This is a genomic window from Streptomyces sp. NPDC058284 (genome assembly GCF_042881135.1).
Lineage (GTDB): Bacteria > Actinomycetota > Actinomycetes > Streptomycetales > Streptomycetaceae > Streptomyces.
Map to the genome: position 1 here is coordinate 114,212 of NZ_JBHVYE010000019.1, position 22,244 is coordinate 136,455.

A 22,244-nucleotide genomic window follows, 5' to 3' on the forward strand; every position below is an offset into this window, starting at 1 on the left:
CATACCTCGAAGCATCGATCAGCCCCCGAAGAGAGCCCCCGAAGAGGGGAGTTTTCACCACCGACTTCTCCCTGCCCCGCACCCGATAATGAGCTCGCGGACAGCGTGAAACGGCATGAACCCGCAGTTCAGACGCGCGAGGGGGAAGTCCATGACCACACACCGAGGACCCACGGGGAACGACACCACCACCGCGTTCAAACGTTCCCTCCTCCTCTGGGCCCTCTCCCTCCGCGCGTTCTGGCTCTCCCTCTGGATGGTCCAAGCCCACGTCTTCTTCGCGGGCGGCCCGAACGCCAAGCTGCTGCCGGCCCCGATGCGTCACGTACGAAGACTCGCGGACCGCCAGCGCGCACTGGCCGAGGAGTGGTCGGGCAAGGACTTCCCCGCGCCCTACGACCAACGCCCCGACCGCTCCCAAGGCCTCGCCCTGCGCGCCCAGTTGGCGGGCAAGGAGGGCCAGGTATGGCGTGACTGGCGATGGGCGGGCCTCGATCCGTACCTCGGCGGCACGATCGCCTTCGGCCCGCTCGCCCTGCTCATCAGCGGCGTATGGGGGCTGGTCACAGCGGTGTTCGGCACGCGGTTGTCCCATGGGTGGGACAGCATCTGGTACCTCTTCGTACCGGTCCAGAACTGGCCCACGGCCGCCCTCGCCGGCGTGCTCGGCGCCCTGCAGCTCCCGCTCGCGTTCTACTGGGCAGCGCCCCGCGCCGTCCGGTTGCACGAGTGCTACCTCCGCGCGATGCTCGCCCCCAGCGAAGGTGAACTGCGCGCGGAACTGGCCGAGATGGCGCACCGCATCGACCACCTCACGACCACCCGTACCGCCGCCGTCGACACACAGATGGCCGAGATCCGCCGCATCGAACGCGACCTGCACGACGGCGCGCAGGTCCGCCTGGTGGCGATGGGCATGACACTCGACGCGGCCGAACACCTCCTGGAGTCCAACCCCGACGCGGTACGCGCCCTGCTCGTGGAGGCCCGCGAGAACTCCACCAAGGCGCTGCAGGAGCTGCGCGACCTGGTCCGCGGCATCCACCCGCCGGTACTCGCGGACCGCGGGCTCGCGGACGCCATCCGCTCGTTGGCGCTGATCAGCCCGCTCAGGACCGAGGTGGTGGCCGACCTGCCCGCACGCCCCGAGCCGCCGGTGGAGTCGGCCGTGTACTTCGCGGTCTCGGAGATCATGGCGAACGCCGCCAAGCACGCCGGGGCGGAACGCGTCCGGATCGACATCCGCCACGAAGGCGATTCCCCCACCGACGTCACACGCACGACCACGGACGGATCCGAAGCAGCTACCGGAGCGGCAGCCGCAACCGCCCCCGCCCCCGGACCCGGACCCGGACCCGGGCCCGGGCCCAAATCCGAGTCCGCATCCGAAACCACATCCGAAGCCACATCCACATCCAAGGGCTCCGGCTCCCTCCGCATCACCATCACCGACGACGGCCACGGCGGAGCCGACCCGTCCCGCGGCTCGGGCCTGCGCGGCATCGAACAACGCCTGGCCACCTTCGACGGCGTACTCGCCGTGAGCAGCCCGCCCGGCGGCCCGACCATGGTGACGGTGGAGGTGCCGTGCGCGTTGTCCTCGCCGAAGACCACTTCCTGCTGAGGGACGGTCTCAGCAGACTCCTCACCGCCTTCGGGCACGAAGTGGCCGCGGCCGTCGACAACGGCCCCGAACTCCTTGACGCACTCACGGAACTGCGGCCGGACGTCGCGATCGTCGACGTCCGGCTCCCCCCGGGCTTCAGCGACGAGGGCCTGCGCGCCGCCGTGACGGCGCGCGGCCGCGTGCCCGGGCTGCCGGTCCTGTTGCTCTCCCAGTACGTGGAGCCGCTGTACGCGCACGAGTTGCTGGCGACCGGTTCCGAGGGGGTCGGCTACGTCCTGAAGGACCGGGTATCGAACGGTGCCGCGTTCATCTCGACGATCGAGCGCGTCGCCGCGGGCGGCACCGCCATGGACCCCGAGGTGGTCTCGCAACTGCTGGTCCGCAAGGACCGCGACACCGGCATGGCGACGCTCACCACGCGCGAACGCGAGGTCCTGGGGTGCCTGGCGCAGGGACGCTCCAACGCGGGCATCGCGGAGGCCCTGTTCATCTCGGAGAAGGCCGTCGCCAAGCACATCGGCAACATCTTCCCCAAGCTCGGCCTGCCCCCGTCGGACACCGACAACCGCCGCGTGCTGGCGGTCCTGGCCTACCTGGACCACTGACCGGCCTACGACCCCCGCCACTACCAAGTGGGCCGCGCCCCCACCCCGCCATCCACCACCAGATCCGTACCCGTGATCCAGGAAGCCGCATCCGAAGCGAGGAACACGCACGCGTTGCCGACGTCCTCGGGCCGCCCGAGCCTGCCGAGCGGTGCCGCCCGGCCCCACCGCGCCACCCCGTCGGGCCACTCTTCGGCAAGCCCCGGCCGCTCGATCAGACCCGGCGATACGCTGTTGACGCGGATGCCGCGCGGCCCGTACTCCAGGGCCGCCGAACGGGCGAACATGATCAGGGCGGCCTTGGACGCGCTGTAGTGCGCGTGGCCGGGCGCGGGACTGGACCCTTCGATGGACGCGATATGGGTGACCGTACCGCCGCCGTCCTGTCCGGCCATGAGCTCGGCGGCGGCCTGCGTGCAGCAGAACGCACTCGTCACGTTGGCCTCCGAGACCTGCCGCCAGTCCGCCCCGCTCATACCGGCGAGTTCCTGCACAGGCTGGATCCCGGCGGTGTTGACCAGCGAGTCCAGGCGCCCGCGCCACGCGTACGCCCTCTCGACGAGGCGATGGCACTCGTCCTCGACCGCCAGATCCGCCGGTACGGCGATGGCGTCACCGCCCGCCGCGACGATCTCCCCGACCAGCGCTTCGGCCCGCTGCCCGGCGCGCCGGTAGTGCACCACGACCGCGGCCCCCGCCTGCGCGAACCGCCGGGCGACCCCGGCACCGATGACACCGCTGGCACCGGTGACCAGAGCAACCCGCCCGGAAAGCCCCGACACCACACCATCACGCGCCCCCTCACCACCACTCACCCCCTGCCCCACCCCCACCCCACTCCCCGTCCCACTCCCCATCCGCAACGGCGCCCCGACCCGGCACAGCTCCCGAATGAGCCCCTCCCGCCCCGGATACCGCACGCTCAGCTCCTCGGCGTCCCCACCCTCGTAGTCCTCGTCGAGGAAGCCGGGCGCCATGGTGGTCCCGAAGAGCGCCCACCCGCACCGCCCACCGCCCCGAACCCGCGCCCCCATCCACGTCCCCGCCGGAACCACCAACTGCACCTGCCCCTCGGCACCGCCCAGTACGGCGGTCCGGTCCGTGCCGTCGGGTGCGAGGAGGAGCAGTTCCAGCGGGTCACCCTCGTAGAAGTGCCAGACCTCGTCGATGGGGAGCCGGTGCAGAGCGGAGAAGTCACCGGGTACGTCGGTCAGCAGCGCGACGATCGCCGACCCCGCGGGACGCCCATCGGCACCCGGCGGCCCGGCCCAGGTCCGCCGGAACAGTCCACCCTCGACCGGCAACGGCACCAGCCCGTGCCGCGCGGCCACCTCTTCAGCTGTGTCGACCATGGCCGATTGCTCCCCACCCAGAGCCCACCACAACCGCACCCGCACGGCCCGCTCACGCACGAGGGCGGCGAGGACGATATGGCGGCACACCAGGCGGGTTCTCCCGAGCACATGCCTCTTCCAGCTCAGCACGGGCGAAGACAGTGCCGTTTGGCCAACTTGTCGCAACCAGTTCTTGCAGCCCGCTTGGCGCTCTGCACCAGTCCCAATCCGCGTCGCTCCTGACTTCCATGTCCGACGCCGCGTCCTGCAGCATCCGCTGGATCAGCACCATGAGTCGGCCCGGCCCTCCGCCGCGGTATCCCCATGTGACCACTTGCCCGCCTCCCGGTTGAGGCGCGATGTGGAGAGTCCCGTCATCTGTGCGGACCCACACGGTGCTGTCGAGGATGAGTTCTGCGAGGACTCCGTTCGTAAGCTGGCGCCGAGACGCCACAACCTTGCTCGGCCCACTCCTCGGCCTCCCGCCTCTGCCGTACATCGATCTCCCGCGCCCGCAGATCACCACCAACCACCCCAGTGGCTACCTCTGGAAACGCGACTACGTCGGCATCTGGCTCGGCGACGCACCCGCAATCTGGATCGACGATGATTTCACCAGCCTCGACCACGCCGGGGCCGCGGAGCGCACCGCACGGGGCCTTCCCACACTCCTCGTGCAGCCTGATCCGCACATCGGGGTGCAGCCCGAACACCTGGGCTCTGTACGGGAGTGGGCATCGGGGGCACAGCCGCGGGCACAGCATGCCGCCGATGCGGCGTGACCAGGTCAGCAATCAGTAACAGCGACGGCCGTACAACCCGCCCGTATCAGAGACTGCCCAGCACACAGCCGGACGCGACCAACTCACCGGCGCCCTCGCCGTGTCCGCCTGACGGTGAGCCGGGCGACACCACGCGCAGCCGACGTTGCTACACGCTGGCAGTCTCCGCGGTGCTGGTGAAACGGAGGCTGCGCAGAATCGTGGCCATCATGGGTGCGTAGACGTTCTCCCAGTGGTCCGTGTTCGGGGTGGAGAAAGCGACCATGCACATTCCCTGAGTGCCGTCGCTCAAGTGACGCTGGATCGGGATCATTGCTTGGAACTGGGCCGTGGGAACCTTGATCTCCACGTGATCAGGTGCGAACTCAGCGGGCACGATGTAGCTCTGGCCACCGGTGACGACTGCGGCCATGCCGCAGGGGGCGTCGATGACGGAGCCGGACCAGCCAGATCCGCGGGCGTCGAGGACGCTCCGCAGGGCACCCCGGACCGCGATCGCTGCATCGTCTCCGTACGGAAAGCCCATGACCGCAACCGCCAAGGAGCCGAGTGCTGGCTTCCCATCCACCAGATGAAGGCAGTTGGCCGCGTAGACCACACCTTCTTTCGCCAGGAGCCCAGAGATCTGGTGCAGGGTCTGGGCCATGGCCGGCAACGTTTCTTGATCTGGCACAGCTTCGAGGGACGCGCGTGCGTTGCGCTCGTTGACCTCGGCCCACGCGGTCTCGAAATCGATGCCGATCGGCACTTCCACGAACTCCGTGGGCACGGAGAAGTCGATGCGTATCACTGACCGTTGTCCTTCCACCCGTCGCTACCGGCAGGTCCCGGGGGAGGCGGCGGGGGCGGCGGGACACCGGCATCAGCCGCCCGCTCCTGGTTGAAGCGGTCCACGATCGCCCGGTCGCGCGCATACCTGCGCCTCATCAGCGACGGCGTCGCGACAGCCATCGCGAAGAACAGAACACCCACCACAACTGCCGCAATGGCGTTGGCCGGAGAATCCCGAAGTGCCACGGCGGCGAGGAGAGCGCCGACGCCGACCAGTCCGATGACCACTGCCAGCCCCTTGGCGCTGGAGGATTCGTAGGCGGCCACGCTTCGACGTGCCACAGCGGCTGCGCCCGGAGAGACTCGTCCGGCTGGTGTCGCGGGTAGGTCCGGGAGAACCGGCCCTCCCCCTCGAACCCTGTTGAGAGTCGCTGCGGCCCGCTGCTGTGCATCCGGGGAGTCGTCGCGGGAGAACACCATGCGGTACGTCGTGCGGCTGGCGGCGCCGGCCTGCACCTGTCGGTATCCAAGTTCGTACGCGAACGCGGTGATCCTGTCCCCGTCGCCAACCTCGAATGCTGACAGCAGCATGTCCGCCGTGGGCCTGCCGTCAAAGTAGGTCAGGATGTCAGGATCCTTCACGGAAACATTCACTTCCCTTGTCGGGCGGCGGCTTCGTCCTTCTCGCGGCCAGCTTTCCACGCATTCTCGAACGCCACGAACATGGGTCCACCCGGCAGGTACAGCTCCACCTCCTGCCGAGTGTCCCTCGGGTTGAAATAGCCAAGGGCCGTGGGATCACCCATCAAACCCGCCACTGAGTCGATCAGGCCGAAGTTGGAAGCATGGTCTGCGAGGCGACTGGCCGCGACGGCTTTGGTCACGCCCTTGAAGGCCCCCCCAAAGGGAAGAACTCCGAGGGTGTCCTGAGCGAGAGTCCGATTGGAGACGATCTGATCGTCTCCCGTCGCGGCCCGAACGGCGCCGTGCATAGTCAGTGCTCCCAGAGCTAGCCCGCCCGAGATCACGCCAGCGGCCGCTGCCGGGGCAGCGAGGGGCGGAAAGAACACGCTCAGCCCCAGCATGATCAGGCCCACGCTGCCGACGACTGCACTGAGAACAGAGAGCACATCAGCCAGGGCAGCGATGGTGTAGGCGTTCTCCTTGATCCATTTGACGGCGCCGTCGACGACCGAGCCGATGGCCTCGGCAATGACGTCGTCGAGCTTTCCGAGCGCCTTGCCGATGCCCTTGAGGGCGCTGCCCAACTTGCTCAGCGCGCCGGGCTCGTCGGGGGCGATGTCCATGGCCTTGTCGAGGCGCCGCGCCACGGACTGGCCCTGGAGCCGGTAGTCGTCGGCCAGCTTGCGCGCATCGGCGCGGATCTTCTCCAGTTCGGCCTCGGCGGTGCTGGCTCCGTGTTCAGCGTCGGACCGCTTCTCCTCGGTCTTCTCCCGCTTGCGGGCTTCGGCGTCGTCCTTTGGGCTGTCGAAGATGGAGGGCTTGGGCGGCAGGTCGGCGAGCTTGCCCTTCATCGCCTCATGCTTGTCCCGTGCGACCTGGGCCAGGCTCTCCAGCGCGGTGGCCTTTCGCTGCCACTCCGGCATGGCCTCGGACCAGTCGCGAAGGGCTGTGGCCGCCTTGCGGAACGACTTCTTCGCCGTGTCTATCTTGGGGCGGAAGTCGTCGTCGAACTGCTCGCGGAACGCATCGGCGTGCTTGCCCTTCCAGTCGCCCTCGCCGGTGCCGTGCAGGACGTCGGCGATGTCTTCCAGCGCCTTGGCCGTGCGGCTGACGACAGCGGTGACGTGCTTCGCCTCCGGGGGATCACCGGGGCACGGGACGAAGCCGAGGGCCGGGAACTGGTCCTTGAGCGGGGAGTCATGCGTCGGATCTGAGATCCACGCAGGTATGCCACCGCTCACCGGCTGCCGTCCTTCTTGGCCCTCTCCAGCGCGTGGGCGAGCTTCTCGTCAACGTCCTCGAAGGCTTTCTCCATCTTGGTGAGTGTCTTGACCGCTGCCTCCGAGTACTTGCCGATCTGCTTGATGCCGTACGACCACTCGTCGCCGAAGTCGTTCATGCGGAAGGACAGCTCGGGGACGCCCATGGAAACTCCGTCCACGTCATCCATCTCGCGGCCGGGCCGCTTCATGATGTCGGTAACGTGCCGGAGGTCCTCGCGCACACGGGCGAGGAAGGCGAAGTCAATGCGGATGTCGCTCACGGGCTTCTCCGCTGCCTCCTTACTGAGGTAGTCGAGGGTCTTAGCGGTTGATTGACTGGATCTCCTGGACGTCCATGTCCTGGGTGGTTTCGAAGGTGCCGTTGGGCAGATCACCCCCAGTCCTACCGGCGCCTCGCCAGGAGACCTCCCACGTCACCGACGCCTTCAGCTGGTACGGCGCTCCGGCGGTGGCACGCAGATACCTGATGCCACACGGGGGCGTCTTGTCAGAGTTGCCCTTGGTGTACGGCGTCCCGATGGTGTCGTCGTCGTTGATGGCGCACTCGCCGGAAGCGGGGTACGTCTCCGCGTCGTCTGTGCCGGGATCCAGATGGAGCCCGACGGGCTTGGCGGTGGTCTGCGCCCACAGGCCGGTGCCGGGCAACTCGGCGCGGACCTTGACCTCCTTGAACTTGGCCTTGTCCAGCCACATCCAGGTGGGCAGGTTCACCGTGGACCGGTTCTTGGGCTTCAACTCGACCTCGGTGTTCGGCACTTTGGTCCGCTGGTAGGCGAGGTCAGCAAGTGTCTTTGTGTCGATGGCCTCGGGGACGCCGGGGGCCTTGCCGTTGTCCACCCAGAAGGGCTTGCGGTTGCAGGCGCCCGCGGCCGGGTCCTTTTCCATGTCCTTGTTCTTGACGCCCACCCACCACATGCCCTTGTCGTTCTTGGCGGCGTTGAAGTTCTTGTACGGCTTCCCGCCCTTGTAGCGCGCCTTGTCGCCCGCGATGCCTTTGGGGTCTCCGCCGACCGACGAGTACATGGACCACTTGGCTTCCGTGAAGGTCTTGAAGTCCTTGGCCTTCCAGTACGGCTCGTACCAGCAGGCGGGTGCCTTCCAGTCCATCGATGTCGGCGTGAGAGGTCCGGAGTGTCCGCCCCGGGACGATCCGCCTTCCGACTTGAAGACGACCTTGGAGAAGAGGTCTTGGCCAGAGGACTCACCGGATGTCTCCGGGGCCTGGGATCCGACGGCACCGTGGCCCCCGGCCAGAGCTTCATGCGTCCCCACGACGCACATGATGGCCGCGAGGGCCACTGCCGTCCCCTTGCGCCTCACGGCTGGCACCTCTGCGCCCCCCTGTCTTCACTGAGATCACGCGTCTGCCAGACGCCGTCCTTGTTCTTCGTCATCGCGGTGTTGTAGTAGACGTAGCTGTCCGGCGAGGTCTTGACCTTCGTGACCTTGTTCGTCTTGCGGTCCTTGGGGTTCGACTGGCTTTCGTCCGCGCAGTACGTCACTGCCGCCGAGGTCTTGCTGAAGACCGTCACCTGGCGGTCGAAGTAGCGTGTGGTGCCCGTCCAGCTGATGTTCTTGCCGATGGCACGCTTGGCGTACTCGGAGAGCCCCATGAGCGCGCGGTCCGTCGTGTAGAAGGCGATGGCCGAGTGCTTCGCATCGCCCGATGCGAGGGCCGCGTCCACTGCGTTGATGCGCCGCTCGTTGTCCGCGAGGATCGCGTCCTTGACCGCATCCCCGGTCTTCCGGCCCTCGAAGTCGTTCTTCATGTCGGCCGGCAGCTTGATCTCCGGCCGGTTGATCCCATCCGGCGTCGCGGACGGCGACGGTGGCGCCGACTTCTTCGCGCCAGTGTCCGCTCCGGCGATCTTGCCGTTGCCCTTGTCGTCGTCCGAGCCGCCGCAGGCGGTCAGTAGCAGGGCCGCGCATGCGGTGAGTGCGGACGTTGCAAGCCGAATCGATCGATTCACGGGGGATCTCCGGTACGTAGGAGCTGAGCCGAGCTAACCAACGCTATCCGTGACCACGCAGTGACAATGAGGCGGGGGTGAACAATGGCCGGAGCACAGTGGGGCAGATCAGTAATACGGGTGCGGCATACACGGATTGCAGGGAGAAGAGGGCTTTGTAGGGCTGAAAACCGCTCACGCTAGGCAAGAAGCGCAGTCACCCGGAGAGGTCGTGCATCCACCGAACGTTCCGCATCGTCGAGCGGGCAGCGTATGCACGAGCAGGCGTGCCGTCGCGTCGTGTGCGTATCAACTCGTGCAGGACGGTTGGGAGATCGAGGCATCCGATCCCAAGACCGACAGCGGATACCGCGTGGTCGCGCTCGACGACGACACCGTCAATGTCCTGAAGCGCCACCGTGAGCGCCACCGTGAGCGCCAGGACGAGGCCCGCGAGGAGTGGGGGTCGGCCTGGGTGGACACCGGCCATGTCTTCACCCAGGAAGACGGTTCCTGGTTGCACCCGGGCAAGGTGACCGACCTCTTCGAACGTCTCGTCGCCGCGTCCGGCCTCCCGCCGATCCGCCTGCACGACCTGCGCCACGGCGCGGCCACCCTCATGCTCGCCGCCGACATCGACATCAAGATCGTGTCGGACACCCTCGGCCACAGCGACACTCGGATCACGCGGGACATCTACCAGAGCGTCCTGCCCCAGGTCGGCAGGAGCGCCGCCGAGGCCACCGCCAAGCTGGTCCCGCTTCAGCGCAAGGCCGAGGCGGAGAAGGCGGCCCGCAAGGCGGCGAAGAAGACGAAGGCCAAGAAGGCCCATAAGGGTGACGCCGACAGATCGAAGGACAAGGCGAAAGCCCAGGCCAAGGCCAAGAAGAAGGCCAAGCGCCGCACGCCCGAGAAGTAGGACCCCGAGCGGCTCCGCTCACGCATCGCTCACGCAAGCACTTCCACGGCATCCTCGTCGTGCGGCTCGGCATGCCCCAGGCATGAAAAAACCCCAGGTCACGGCGAGTGAGTCCTGGGGTTAATCCGAGCCGCCTTCGGGATTCGAACCCGAGACCTACGCATTACGAGTGCGTTGCTCTGGCCATCTGAGCTAAGGCGGCACGCCGTCCGCACCATCGTGCGATCAGCAACGCGGCCAAGTCTACACAGTTTTCGGGGGTGCTCCGCACACCCCTTCGGCACGCCTATGAGCAGCGCTTTCCGTCCTTCGGGACGGTGCCCTTCAGCAGGTAGGCGTTGATCGTCGCGTCGACGCACTCGCTGCCGCGCCCGTACGCCGTGTGGCCGTCGCCCTCGTACGTGAGGAGGTGGCCGGAGGAGAGCTGGGAGGCCAGGGCCTTGGCCCAGCGGTAGGGGGTCGCCGGGTCGCGGGTCGTTCCCGCGACCACGATCGGGGCCGCACCCTTCGCCTCGATGCGGTGCGGGCGGCCCGTGGCCCGCACGGGCCAGTACGTGCAGTTCAGCGAGGACCAGGCGAGGCCCTCGCCGAAGACCGGGGAGGCCTTCTCGAAGGCGGGCAGCGCCTTCTTCGCGTCGTCCGGTGAGCTGAAGGCGGGCGGCAGGTCCAGGCAGTTCACGGCCGCGTTGGCGAACATGAGGTTCGCGTACGAGCCGTCGCCGTCCCGCTCGTAGTAGCCGTCGGAGAGCGCGAGCAGGCCCGAGCCGTCCATGCCCTTCATCGCCGAGGTGAGCGCGTCGCGCAGCTGGGGCCAGCCCGCCTCGTCGTACATGGCGGCGATCACACCCGTCGTGGCGAGCGCCTCGCCAAGCTTCCGGCCGCGGCTGCTCGTGGCCAGCGGCCTCCGGTCCAGTGCGCCGAAGAAGGCCTTCAGACGCTTGCCCGCGTCCTGCGGGCTCCCGCCGCCCAGCGGGCAGTCCGCCCCGCGCTTCACGCAGTCCTTCGCGAACGACCGGAACGCCGTCTCGAACCCGGCGGTCTGTTCCTGGTTCATTCGCCGCGCGGGCAGCCGGGGGTCCATCGCGCCGTCCAGGACCAGGCGGCCCACCCGTTTGGGATAGAGCTCGGCGTATGTCGCGCCGAGGAACGTCCCGTACGAGGCGCCGACGTACGACAGCTTCCTGTCGCCGAGCGCCGCGCGCAGGACGTCCATGTCGCGGGCCGCCTCGACCGTGGAAACGTGCGGCAGCACCTTGGCCGACCGCTCCTCGCAGCCGGCCGCGAACCTCTTGAACGCCGTGCTCAGTTCGTCCGTCTCGCGCGGGTCGTCGGGCGTGACGTCGGTCTGCGTGTACGCGTCCATGCGCTTGCCGTCGAGGCAGGTCACGGGCTCGCTGCGGGCCACGCCGCGCGGGTCGACGGCCACCATGTCGTAGTGGGCGCGGACCTCCTCGGGGTAGCCGAGTCCCGCGTACGACTGGAGGTAGCCGATCGCCGAGCCGCCGGGGCCGCCGGGGTTGACCAGGAGCGAGCCGAGGTGGCCGCTCTTCTTCGTGGCCCGCTTGCGGGCGACCGCCAGCTTGATGTCGCCCGCCGCGGGCTTCGCGTAGTCGAGCGGCGCCTTCATGGAGGCGCACTCGAAATCGGGGACACCGCACTCGTGCCAGCTCAGCTTCTGCCCGTAGTACGGGGCGAGCTCCGCAGGCACCGAGCGGGACAGCGACGCCAGGGACGTGTCCGCCGTCGAACTCCGCGAAGCGCATCCGGAGACGAGCAGGCCTGCGGTCACGAGCAGAACGCCGTACCTGCGGGGCGAGCCGTACGTGCGGAGCGAAAGGTTACGGCTGCGACGGCCGCGACGGCTGGTGTCCATCACGCGAGGGTAACTCTCGGCGAAGGAGTCATCACGTAACGCACTCGTACGAGCGACTTCGTCAATCCGTCGGATCGCCCGGCCCGGCGTCCTGCCCGGTGGCCTGTCCGGTGTCCTGCCCGGTGGCCTGTCCGGTGGCCTGTCTGGTGTCCTGCGCGGCGGCCTGCCTGGTGTCCTGCCCGGCCTGACCTGCCGGGTGTCCTGCCCAGCGGGCCGCCCGCTCCGTCGCCCGGTCAGCCGCCCGCTCCGTCGCCCGCTCCGTCGCCCGCTCCGTCGCCCGCTCCGTCGCCCGGTCAGCCTGCCCGCAGCGCCACCGTCATCGCCTCGACCGCAAGCAGCGGCGCCACATTGCGGTCCAGGGCGGTGCGGCAGGCGCCGATCGCCTCGATGCGGCGCAGCGTGGACTCGGGGGAGGTGCCCAGGGCCATGCGCTGCAACATGTCCTGCACCTCGGTATTGGCGATCGCCACCCGTGAACCCAGCTGCAGGGCGAGCACGTCCCTGTAGAGCCCGGTCAGTTCGATGAGCGCGAGGTCGAGGCTGTCGCGCTGCGTACGCGTCTTGCGGCGCTTCTGCCGGTCCTCTAGTTCCTTCATGACTCCGGCCGTGCCGCGCGGCATCCGACCGCCCTGCGCCGCGCCGAGCGCCGCCTTCAGCTCGTCGGTCTCCTTGGTGTCGACCTCGTCGGCGACCTGCTTCGCGTCCTCGGTCGCCGTGTCGATCAGCTCCTGCGCCGCCTTCAGGCAGCCGCCGATCTCCGTGACCCGCAGCGGCATCTTCAGGACGGCGGCCCTGCGCTCACGCGCGCGTGGATCGGTCGCGAGGCGCCGGGCGCGGCCGATGTGCCCCTGCGTGGCGCGTGCCACGACGGCGGCGACGTCCGGCTCGATGCCGTCCCTGCGGATGAGCACGTCGGCGACCGCGTCCACCGGCGGCGTACGCAGGGTCAGGAGCCGGCAGCGGGAGCGGATCGTCGGCAGCACGTCCTCCAGGGAAGGCGCGCAGAGCATCCAGACGGTGCGGGGGGCGGGCTCCTCGACGGCCTTGAGGAGGACGTTCCCCGCGCCCTCGGTGAGGCGGTCGGCGTCCTCCATGACGATGACCTGCCAGCGGCCGACCGCGGGCGAGAGCTGCGCCCGCCGGACGAGGTCGCGGGTCTCCTTCACACCGATGGACAGCATGTCCGTGCGCACCACTTCCACGTCGGCGTGGGTGCCGATGAGGCTGGTGTGGCAGCCGTCGCAGAAGCCGCAGCCGGGGACGCCACCGAGCGCGCGGTCCGGGCTCGTGCACTGCAGGGCGGCGGCGAAGGCGCGCGCGGCGGTGGCGCGTCCCGAGCCGGGCGGGCCCGTGAACAGCCAGGCGTGCGTCATCTTCGACGACTCCGGGAGCGGGGTGGCCGCGGCGACCGCGGTCACCAGCGCGTCGGCGTCCCGAGCGGCCGCGCTCAGCTGCTCGCTCACCCGCTCCTGCCCCACCAGGTCGTCCCACACGCTCATGGGGTCACCGCCTTACGCTGCGCTCTGCCCGGCCCGGATGCCGGACTCCCCATTGTGGAGCACGCCTCTGACAATCCGGTCCGCAGGCCGCCGACAGCAGGGAGGCCGCCGACAGCAGGGAGGCCGCCGACAGCAGGGCTCAGGACTCAGCGGCCCTTACGCCCGCGGCGCCCCCTCCCGCTCCCGCCCTCGTCCTCATCGTCCTCGTGCGACCCGAGCAGTTCGTCCGCCAGCGACGGGAGGTCGTCGAGCGGCGTCTCCTCGGCCCAGTCGGAGCGGGGCCGCTGGGGCACGCCCGACTCGTCGATCTGGGGCAGCTCCCGAGTCCGCTCGTTCGGCCCCTCCGAGGACTCCGCAGGCGCGGCGGGCCGCTCGTCACGGAAGTATCCCGGCGGCACCTTGTCCTCCGAGATCGCCGGCAGCACGGCCGTCTCTTCCGCGGACCCCTCGGGGGCGGGCGCCTCGGCGACGGACACCTGCGGCAGCACCTCGGTGTCGTCGGCGCCGGGCCGCTCGGCCCCGATCGCCGGCAGCACGGCGGTCTCGTCGGCCGCGCCGGAGGGCGGCGCCACCACGGGCGTGGTCACGGTGGTCTCGTTGTCCGGAGCGGTCTCGTTGTCCGGCGCGGACTGACCCGACGCGGCCTGTCCCGACGCGGCCTGTCCCGACGCGGACCGAACCGACGAGGCCTCCCCCTGCCCGGAAGCGGAAGCCGACCCCGAAGGCGCGGCCTTCGAAGACGCACTCTCCGAAGACGCCGTCCGCGAAGACGCGCTCTCCGAAGACCCAGCCCCCGAAGCCCCAGCACGCGAAGCCGCAGGCCCCGAAGCCGCAGGCCCCGAAACCGCCGCAGCAGCCGAAGCCGCTGCCGCCGCCGCGGACGCCGCCGCGAGCCGCCGCGCCTCCTCCGCACGCAGCAGCGCCTCCTCGGCCTTCCGCTGCTTCTCCAGGCGCCGTTCCTCCGCCTCGGCGCGCCGCCGCGCCTCTTCCTCGGCCTCCTTGCGCCGCCGCTCCTCCTCGGCCTTGCGCACCTTCTCCTCGGCGAGGAGCCTGGCCTGCTCCTCCTCGGCCTTGCGGCGGGCTTCCTCGGCGCGCTTCCTGGCCTCTTCGGCCTGCCGCTCGGCCTCGCGGCGCTGCGCCTCTTCCAGCTCGCGCCGCTTGCGCGCCTCCTCCTCGGCACGGAGCTTGGCGAGCTGCTCCTGGCGCTCGCGCTCCAGTCGCTCCTCCTCGGCCTTGCGCGCCGCCTCTTCCTCGGCCTTGCGCCTGGCCTCCTCCTCGGCGGCCCTGCGGGCCTCTTCCCGCGCCTTCACCTCGGCCTCGGAGAGCGGCAGCACCGTGTCGAGCCGGTGCCGGATCACGGTCGTGACCGCCTCCGGCTCCTGTGCGGCGTCGACGATCAGGTACCGGCCCGGAGCGGCGGCGGCGAGCGTGAGGAAACCGGAGCGCACGCGCGCGTGGAACTCGGCGGGCTCCGACTCAAGGCGGTCGGGCGCCTCTGTGAACCGCTCGCGGGCGGCCTCGGGGGACACGTCGAGCAGGCAGGTCAGGTTCGGTACGAGGCCGCCCGTGGCCCAGCGGTTGATGCGGGCGATCTCGGTGGGCGACAAGTCGCGTCCCGCGCCCTGGTAGGCGACGGACGAGTCGATGTAGCGGTCGGAGATGACCACGGCGCCGCGCTCCAGGGCGGGGCGTACGACCGTGTCGACGTGCTCCGCGCGGTCGGCGGCGTACAGCAGTGCTTCGGCGCGGTGCGAGAGACCGGCCGAGGAGACGTCAAGGAGGATCGACCGCAGCCGCTTGCCGACGGGCGTCGCCCCCGGCTCGCGGGTGACGACGACCTCGTGCCCCTTGGCGCGGATCCACTCGGCGAGTGCCTCGGCCTGCGTCGACTTGCCGGCGCCGTCGCCGCCCTCAAGGGCGATGAAGAAGCCGGTGGCGCAGGTCGCCTGCACCGGGTCGTCGCCACCGCGCAGCGCGTCGAGCAGGTCGTTGCGGAGCGGCACGCCCTGCCGGTCGTCGGCCTTGGCGAGGACCAGGGCGGCCACCGGCAGGAGCAGCGCGCCGACCAGCATCAGCGTGAAGGCGGCGCCTCCGTGGTCGAAGACGAACTTGCCGTTGACCATGCGGTGCGGCCCGATCAGGGCGGCGATCACCGGGGCCACCAGCGCGCCGAGCGCGAGGGAGAGACGTACGACCGCGTGGAGGTGCTCCGTGGTGCGGGCCCTGCGGTAGTCCTCCACCTCCTGGTCGAGCAGCGCGTGCCCGGTGTTGGCCGCGACGCCCGCGCAGACCCCGGTGAGGACCAGGAGCAGCAGCACGGTCGTCACGTCGGGCACGAGGCCCGCAGCGAGCAGCGCGACGCCGGTGAAGGCGATGGCGAGCGCGAGCAGCCTGCGGCGCGAGAGCGAGGGCAGCAGGGACGGCGCGGTGCGGATGCCGAGGGCGGTGCCGCCGGTCAGTGCGAGGACGATCAGGCCGTACGTGACGGGCCCGCCGCCGAGGTCCTTGGCGTGCAGCACGGCGACGGCGACGGCCGCCGCGACAGCCACGGAGACGGCGGTGCAGGCCACCACGAGGAGCGGGATCGCGCCGGTACGGCCCTTGTCGGTGCCGGAGCCGGTACGCGGCCTGCGGAGCCCTTCGAGGGGGCTGCGCGCGCGGGGCGTCTGCGTGCCGGGAAGTTCGAGGAAGTAGACGATCGAGAGCGACGCGGCGAAGAGGCCGGCCGCCACGAAGGAGGCGAGTCCGGCCTGGTGCAGCTCGAACCAGTCGAGGCCCGCGCCGAGGACGTTCCCGACGAGGGTGATGGCGACGAGGATCGTGGCCGCGATGGGCAGGGCGAGGAATCCCGTGCGCAGGGACAGGCGCCGCAGCGCGTCCATGTGGTCCGGCAGCGGCCTTATCGTCGCACCCTCCAGGGGCGGCGCGGGCAGCAGCGCGGGCGCCGCGCTCTCCTTGGCGACCGTCCAGAAGCGCTCGGCGACGCCCACGACGAAGGACGTCACCAGGATCACCGCGAGGGCGTTGTCCGGGGTCCAGTCGATCCACAGCGGCGCGACGACCAGGAGTGCGGCCCGCACGCCGTCGGCACCGACCATGGTCCAGCGGCGGTCCAGCGGCCCGCCGGGTGAGGTGAGCGAGGTGAGGGGCCCGAGAAGCACCGCCCCGAAGAGCAGCGTCGCGAGAACGCGTGCTCCGAAGACAGCGGTTACGGCGAGGGCCACGCCCCGGTAACCGCCTCCGAAGGCGCCTTCGGCGATGGCGGACTGGAGGGCGAGGATCACCAGGACGAGGAGGGCGAGCGCGTCGCCGACACTGTCGACGAGATGGGCGCTCCACAACCTCTTCAGCTGCGGTACGCGCAGCAAGGCGCGGACGGCACGCTCTCGGGAATCTGCGACCAGGGCGTCGTCGGGGGCCGGGATTCCGGCCGTTGGCTGCTCGGCACGCGTCATCCGTCCAGCCTATCTGGACGGACTGACTCCCCGCCGAGCCACCCGAACAAACGACCGTCTGGTCCAGCACGTCCAGCAGGTCCAGCTGGTCCCGTTGCAGGCGGAACGTGCCGTTTCAGGGGGTGCGCAGACCAGTGCCGGGCGCCTGCGACGAGGCGCCCGGCACTGGGCAGGTCGGTCGGGATCGGTGGAGGTCAGTCCTCCGAAGCCGCCTTGGCCGAAGCCGCCACCTTCTTCGTGGTCGTCTTCTTCGCGGTCGTCTTCTTGGCCGCGGTGGTCGTCTTCTTGGCGGCCGTCTTCTTGGCCGCGGTCTTCTTGGCGGGTGCCTTCTTCGCGGCGGTCTTCTTCGCGGGCGCCTTCTTCGCCGTCTTCTTGGCGGGGCCCTTCGCCCGCTTCTCCGCGAGGAGCTCGTAGCCCCGCTCAGGGGTGATGTCCTCGACGGAGTCCGCCGCCCGCAAGGTGGCGTTCGTCTCGCCGTCGGTGACGTACGCGCCGAAGCGGCCGTCCTTGACCACGACCGGCTTTCCGCTGACCGGGTCCTCGCCGAGCTCCTTGAGCGGCGGCTTCGCCGCGGCGCGGCCACGCTGCTTCGGCTGGGAGTAGATCTCCAGTGCCTCTTCCAGCGTGATCGTGAAGAGCTGCTCCTCGCTGTCGATGGAGCGCGAGTCGGTGCCCTTCTTCAGATACGGGCCGTACCGGCCGTTCTGCGCGGTGATCTCGACGCCCTCGGCGTCGGTGCCGACGACGCGCGGCAGGGACATCAGTTTGAGGGCGTCCGCGAGGGTGACCGTGTCGAGCGACATGGACTTGAAGAGCGACGCCGTGCGCGGCTTGACCGCGTTCTTGCCGGTCTTCGGGGTGCCCTCGGGGAGGATCTCCGTCACGTACGGGCCGTAGCGGCCGTCCTTGGCGACGATCTGACGGCCCGTCTCGGGGTCCGCGCCCAGTTCGAAGTCGCCGCTCGGCTTGGCGAGCAGTTCCTCCGCGTAGTCGACGGTCAGCTCGTCGGGCGCCAGGTCGTCGGGGACGTCCGCGCGCTGGTGGTTCTCGGAGTCGCGCTCGCCACGCTCGATGTAGGGGCCGTAGCGGCCGACGCGCAGGACCACGTCGTTGCCGACCGGGAAGGACGACACCTCGCGGGCGTCGATCGCGCCGAGGTCGGTGACGAGCTCCTTGAGGCCGCCGAGGTGGTCGCCGTCGCCGTTGCCCGCCTCTGCCGCGCCGCCGGATCCCTCGCCCTCACCGAAGTAGAAGCGCCGCAGCCACGGCACGGCCTGCGCCTCGCCGCGGGCGATGCGGTCGAGGTCGTCCTCCATCTTGGCGGTGAAGTCGTAGTCGACGAGCCGCCCGAAGTGCTTTTCCAGGAGGTTCACGACGGCGAACGAGAGGAACGAGGGGACGAGCGCCGTCCCCTTCTTGAAGACGTACCCGCGGTCGAGGATCGTGCCGAGGATCGACGCGTACGTCGACGGGCGGCCGATCTCGCGCTCTTCGAGCTCCTTGACCAGGCTGGCCTCGGTGTAGCGGGCCGGGGGCTTGGTGGCGTGGCCGTCGACGGAGAGCTCGTCGGCGGTGAGCGGGTCGCCCTCGCCGACCTGCGGGAGCCTGCGCTCGCGGTCGTCGAGCTCGGCGTTCGGGTCGTCGGCGCCCTCCACGTAGGCCTTGAGGAAGCCGTGGAAGGTGATCGTCTTGCCGGACGCGCTGAACTCGGCGTCGCGGCCGTCGGAGGCGCTGCCACCGATCTTCACCGTGACGGAGTTTCCGGTCGCGTCCTTCATCTGGGAGGCGACGGTCCGCTTCCAGATCAGCTCGTAGAGCCGGAACTGGTCGCCGGTCAGGCCGGTCTCGGCGGGCGTGCGGAAACGATCACCCGAGGGACGGATCGCCTCGTGCGCCTCCTGCGCGTTCTTGACCTTCCCGGCGTACGTACGCGGCTTGTCCGGCAGGTAGTCGCTGCCGTAGAGCTGCGTGACCTGGGCGCGGGCGGCCGCGACCGCCGTGTCGGAGAGGGTCGTGGAGTCCGTACGCATGTAGGTGATGAAGCCGTTCTCGTACAGCTTCTGGGCCACCTGCATGGTCGCCTTGGCGCCGAAGCCGAGCTTGCGGCTCGCCTCCTGCTGCATCGTCGTCGTACGGAACGGCGCGTACGGCGAGCGGCGGTACGGCTTGGACTCGACGGAACGTACGGAGAACCGCGTGTCCTGGAGGGCGGCGGCCAGCGCGCGGGCGTTCGCCTCGTCCAGGTGCAGGGTGTTCGCGCTGTTGGCCTTCAGCTGCCCGACGGAGTTGAAGTCGCGGCCCTGCGCGATGCGCTTGCCGTCGACCGCGGTGAGGCGGGCGACCAGCTGCGAGGGGTCGGAGGCGTCGCCGACGCGGCCGGTGCCGAAGGTGCCGGTCAGATCCCAGTACTCGGCGGAGCGGAAGGCGATGCGCTCGCGCTCCCGTTCGACGACGAGACGGGTGGCGACGGACTGCACGCGGCCTGCCGACAGGCGCGGCATGACCTTCTTCCACAGGACCGGCGAGACCTCGTAGCCGTAGAGGCGGTCGAGGATGCGGCGGGTCTCCTGGGCGTCGACCATGCGCTTGTTGAGCTCGCGCGGGTTGGCGACGGCGCTGCGGATCGCGTCCTTGGTGATCTCGTGGAAGACCATCCGGTGGACGGGGACCTTGGGCTTCAGGACCTCGAGGAGGTGCCACGCGATGGCTTCGCCCTCGCGGTCCTCATCGGTGGCGAGGAAGAGTTCGTCGGAATCCTTCAGCAGGTCCTTGAGCTTCTTGACCTGTGCCTTCTTGTCGGCGTTGACGACATAGATGGGCTGGAAGTCGTGCTCGACGTCCACGCCGAGGCGGCGCACCTCGCCGGTGTACTTCTCGGGCACCTCCGCGGCGCCGTTGGGGAGGTCGCGGATGTGCCCGACGCTGGCCTCGACTACGTAGCCGGGGCCGAGGTAGCTCTTGATCGTCTTCGCCTTGGCAGGCGACTCGACGATGACGAGTCGGCGGCCGCCCTGTGCGGTCTCGCTGGTCGGGGACAACTTCGCTCTTCTCTCCGGTCGACACTCGGTGGCGGTGCGCGGTGGCACCGCTTGGTCACAGAGCCGGTCGCAGTGCGCGGTGGCAGTGCTCGTGGCGGTGCGGTGGCAGTGCCCGCATGGCTTGCGTTGCGCTGTCGCTGCGGAGTGTGACGGTACATCCCGCCCCCGTGTCAAACGGGAAAAGCCCGCAACGGCCACTCGAACGGTAACCCGACTACCGTCATTCCTGCCGCCCGGAGTGGCGACCCGCTGTTTCGGCACCGGTCCCGGCAGTGGACGGGGCCGTACCCGCGTGGCCACCGGGAGCCGGGTGCCAGACGGGTCGGAAGGGGAGCGTCCGCCGACCCGCCGGAGAGCGTCCGCCCAGCCGGGACACGGAGTGTCCGCGCGGCCCGTGCCCGGTCTTCCGGTCAACCGGAACGGCGCGGTCCGCCGCGCCGCCGAAGCCGCGTCAGAGTCTTGTGAAGCACCACATGCCGAGGAGCAGCGCGCCCGATCCGGCGAGCGTGGCGAGGGTCACCGATGCGACAGGGCTCACACCCTGGGCGACGGGAGCGCGGTGTGCGACTCGCGCGCCGGTCCACAGCAGCAGTCCGGCGCCGAACACCGCGAACACCGTCCCCGCGAAGATCGCTGGCCCGCTCTCCATGCTCTTGCCTCCCCGTGCCGAGTTCCCTGCCGGGAGGTTGTCACGCACGGGAATCCGGAGTACGAAATCGGGGTGAACGAAGGACGGCGCTGCGAGACGGCGGCGCGATGTTGGCTGGTTTCCCGCGCCTGGCGCCCTACGCCCCGGCTCCGCGCCAGGGCCCTGGGCCCTACACCCCGACCGGCAGCAGGAAGCCCTGCTCCACGAGGAGCCTGATCTGCGCGGGCGTCCGGTCGCGCAGCAACACCGGATCCTCGCCGACCAGTTGCGCGATGGCGTCCAGGATCCTTCCGGCGCTCAGCGAGCCGTCGCAGACGCCGGCGAACCCGGCGCCCACCGTGTCCACCTTGGTGGCCCGCCGCATCCCGCGGTTCTGCCGCAGCACGACGTGCTCCGGGTCCTCGGCGCCGGGCAGCCCGACCTGCTCCTGCACGACCTCGCCGGCGAGCTTGAAGTGCCCGGTGAGCAGCGCGGCGTCGTCGTGCGTACGCAGGTAGTCCTGCCGTTCGAAGAACTCCCGGACCGTGTCGCCGAGCGGCTGCTCGACGGGGTGCGGCCACTCCTCCACGGTGATGGACGGCTCGGCGGCCCCGGTCTTGCGCAGCGCGATCCAGCCGAACCCGACGGCCCGTGTGCCCCGCGCCTCGAACTCGTCCAGCCACGCGTCATACCGCGCCGCGTACTGCCCGGGGTCCGTGCGGTGGTCCCCGGCGTCCCGCAGCCACAGCTCGGCGTACTGCGTGATGTCCTGCACCTCGCGCTGCACGATCCAGGCGTCGCAGCCGCGCGGCACCCAGGAGCGCAGCCGGTCCTGCCACTCCTCGCCGTCCACGTGCTGCCAGTTCGCCAGGAAGTGCGCGTACCCCCCTTCGTTCAAGTGCTCCCCCGCCTCCTGAACGAGCGACCGGCACAGATCGTCCCCGCCCATCCCGCCGTCCCGGTAGGTGAGCCGGGCACCCGGCGAGATCACGAACGGCGGGTTCGACACGATCAGGTCGTACGTCTCGTCGGCCACCGGCTCGAAGAGCGAGCCCTCCCGCAGGTCGGCCTCCGGGGCTCCGGAGAGCGCCAGGGTGAGCCGGGTGAACCGCAGCGCGCGGGGGTTGAGGTCGGTCGCGGTCACGCGGGTGGCGTGCTGCGCGGCGTGCAGCGCCTGGATGCCGGATCCGGTGCCGAGGTCCAGCGCGCTCGCGACGGGCGTACGCACCGTGATGCCCGCGAGTGTCGTGGACGCGCCGCCGACCCCGAGGACGACGCCCTCCTCATGCTTGCCGATGCCACCGGCGCCGCCGACCGCGCAGCCGAGGTCGGAGACGATGAACCAGTCCTCACCGCCCGGCCCGCCGTACGGCCGCACGTCCACGGTCGCCCGCAGCCCGCCGTCCCCTTCGGCGCTCTTCTCCTCCTCGGCCAGCCAACCGCTCTCCAGGAGTACGTCGACGGGCAGAACGTCCGCCACGCGCGCGTGGGGCACCGATTCCTGCAGCAGGAAGAGGCGTACGAGCGCCGCGAGCGCCCCGTCTCCGCGCGTGGCCCGCAGCGCGGGGACGGTCTCGCTGCGGGCGAGCGCGGTGTACGCGGGCGCCCCGAGCAGCTCGAGCAGCCCGTCGGCGGTGAAGTCGGCGCCGAGCAGGGCCGCCCGCAGGGAGGCGGCTGCGTCGGCGCGGTCGGACGAGGGCAGGGGAAGGCTCGCGTTACTCACTCCCCCATTGTGGCCCTCCGGATGCTCCGACGCCCTCGGCCCCGCCAGGGGTTCCGAGGGCGTCGGGAACGTAC

Annotated in this window: 15 protein-coding genes, 1 tRNA gene and 3 pseudogenes; 4 read left to right on the forward strand and 15 right to left on the reverse strand. The window is 70.2% G+C overall.

Features of this window, described 5'->3' with window-relative positions; translation table 11 throughout:
* Window positions 1-151: 151 nt before the first annotated feature.
* Both ACFVYR_RS25355 and ACFVYR_RS25360 read left to right on the forward strand, forming a co-directional pair.
* Complete coding sequence (locus ACFVYR_RS25355; RefSeq protein ID WP_384258331.1) at window positions 152-1,624, forward strand: histidine kinase; 1,473 nt, start codon at window positions 152-154, stop codon at window positions 1,622-1,624.
* Window positions 1,588-2,232, forward strand: coding sequence for a LuxR C-terminal-related transcriptional regulator (locus tag ACFVYR_RS25360; protein WP_384258333.1), 645 nt, complete (start codon window positions 1,588-1,590; stop codon window positions 2,230-2,232). Before ACFVYR_RS25355 ends, ACFVYR_RS25360 begins: the two co-directional genes overlap by 37 nt.
* Before the next feature lie 20 nt (window positions 2,233-2,252).
* Here the strand turns inward: ACFVYR_RS25360 and ACFVYR_RS25365 are convergent, their stop codons facing one another.
* Complete coding sequence (locus ACFVYR_RS25365; protein WP_384258411.1) at window positions 2,253-3,014, reverse strand: SDR family NAD(P)-dependent oxidoreductase; 762 nt, start codon at window positions 3,012-3,014, stop codon at window positions 2,253-2,255.
* A 93-nt stretch (window positions 3,015-3,107) separates the two neighbouring features.
* Window positions 3,108-3,584 (reverse strand): annotated as a pseudogene (locus ACFVYR_RS25370) (cupin domain-containing protein); the annotation flags it as partial.
* Window positions 3,585-4,000: 416 nt separating this feature from the next.
* Between ACFVYR_RS25370 and ACFVYR_RS25375 the strand changes: the two are divergent.
* A pseudogene (locus tag ACFVYR_RS25375) lies at window positions 4,001-4,348 on the forward strand (hypothetical protein); the annotation flags it as partial.
* Window positions 4,349-4,496: 148 nt separating this feature from the next.
* Here ACFVYR_RS25375 and ACFVYR_RS25380 read toward each other — a convergent pair.
* The 6 genes from ACFVYR_RS25380 to ACFVYR_RS25405 form a co-directional block, all read right to left on the reverse strand.
* Window positions 4,497-5,138 carry a hypothetical protein gene (locus ACFVYR_RS25380; protein WP_384258335.1) on the reverse strand — a complete coding sequence of 214 codons (642 nt, stop codon included), beginning with the start codon at window positions 5,136-5,138 and terminating at the stop codon, window positions 4,497-4,499.
* Window positions 5,135-5,761, reverse strand: a complete 627-nt coding sequence (locus ACFVYR_RS25385) for a hypothetical protein (RefSeq protein ID WP_384258337.1) — start codon at window positions 5,759-5,761, stop codon at window positions 5,135-5,137. Before ACFVYR_RS25385 ends, ACFVYR_RS25380 begins: the two co-directional genes overlap by 4 nt.
* Before the next feature lie 8 nt (window positions 5,762-5,769).
* A complete protein-coding gene (locus ACFVYR_RS25390) occupies window positions 5,770-7,044 on the reverse strand; it encodes a putative T7SS-secreted protein (RefSeq protein WP_384258339.1) in 1,275 nt (424 codons plus the stop codon).
* Window positions 7,041-7,346: a hypothetical protein gene (locus tag ACFVYR_RS25395; protein WP_384258342.1), complete on the reverse strand. Its 306-nt coding sequence runs from the start codon at window positions 7,344-7,346 to the stop codon at window positions 7,041-7,043. The genes ACFVYR_RS25390 and ACFVYR_RS25395 overlap by 4 nt, the downstream gene beginning before the upstream one ends.
* Before the next feature lie 40 nt (window positions 7,347-7,386).
* Window positions 7,387-8,193, reverse strand: coding sequence for a hypothetical protein (locus ACFVYR_RS25400; RefSeq protein ID WP_384258344.1), 807 nt, complete (start codon window positions 8,191-8,193; stop codon window positions 7,387-7,389).
* A 209-nt stretch (window positions 8,194-8,402) separates the two neighbouring features.
* Window positions 8,403-9,056, reverse strand: a complete 654-nt coding sequence (locus ACFVYR_RS25405; protein WP_384258347.1) for a hypothetical protein — start codon at window positions 9,054-9,056, stop codon at window positions 8,403-8,405.
* Window positions 9,057-9,345: 289 nt separating this feature from the next.
* Here ACFVYR_RS25405 and ACFVYR_RS25410 point away from each other — a divergent pair.
* A pseudogene (locus ACFVYR_RS25410) lies at window positions 9,346-9,954 on the forward strand (tyrosine-type recombinase/integrase); the annotation flags it as partial.
* Window positions 9,955-10,082: 128 nt separating this feature from the next.
* On the opposite strand, the gene ACFVYR_RS25415 reads toward ACFVYR_RS25410, so the two are convergent.
* The 7 genes from ACFVYR_RS25415 to ACFVYR_RS25445 form a co-directional block, all read right to left on the reverse strand.
* Window positions 10,083-10,156, reverse strand: a tRNA-Thr gene (locus ACFVYR_RS25415).
* Between the two features lie 84 nt (window positions 10,157-10,240).
* Window positions 10,241-11,827: an alpha/beta hydrolase gene (locus tag ACFVYR_RS25420; RefSeq protein WP_384258349.1), complete on the reverse strand. Its 1,587-nt coding sequence runs from the start codon at window positions 11,825-11,827 to the stop codon at window positions 10,241-10,243.
* 293 nt (window positions 11,828-12,120) lie between these two features.
* Window positions 12,121-13,326: a DNA polymerase III subunit delta' gene (locus ACFVYR_RS25425; RefSeq protein ID WP_384258351.1), complete on the reverse strand. Its 1,206-nt coding sequence runs from the start codon at window positions 13,324-13,326 to the stop codon at window positions 12,121-12,123.
* A gap of 146 nt (window positions 13,327-13,472) precedes the next feature.
* Window positions 13,473-16,781 carry a dTMP kinase gene (gene tmk, locus ACFVYR_RS25430; RefSeq protein ID WP_384258354.1) on the reverse strand — a complete coding sequence of 1,103 codons (3,309 nt, stop codon included), beginning with the start codon at window positions 16,779-16,781 and terminating at the stop codon, window positions 13,473-13,475.
* Between the two features lie 194 nt (window positions 16,782-16,975).
* Window positions 16,976-19,819 (reverse strand): type I DNA topoisomerase, encoded by a 2,844-nt coding sequence (gene topA / locus ACFVYR_RS25435; protein WP_384258356.1) that lies wholly within the window; start codon window positions 19,817-19,819, stop codon window positions 16,976-16,978.
* A gap of 451 nt (window positions 19,820-20,270) precedes the next feature.
* Entirely contained in the window at window positions 20,271-20,468 is a 198-nt protein-coding gene (locus ACFVYR_RS25440) for a hypothetical protein (protein ID WP_384258358.1), read from the reverse strand.
* 169 nt (window positions 20,469-20,637) lie between these two features.
* Window positions 20,638-22,170 (reverse strand): methyltransferase, encoded by a 1,533-nt coding sequence (locus ACFVYR_RS25445; RefSeq protein ID WP_384258361.1) that lies wholly within the window; start codon window positions 22,168-22,170, stop codon window positions 20,638-20,640.
* Window positions 22,171-22,244 lie beyond the last annotated feature (74 nt).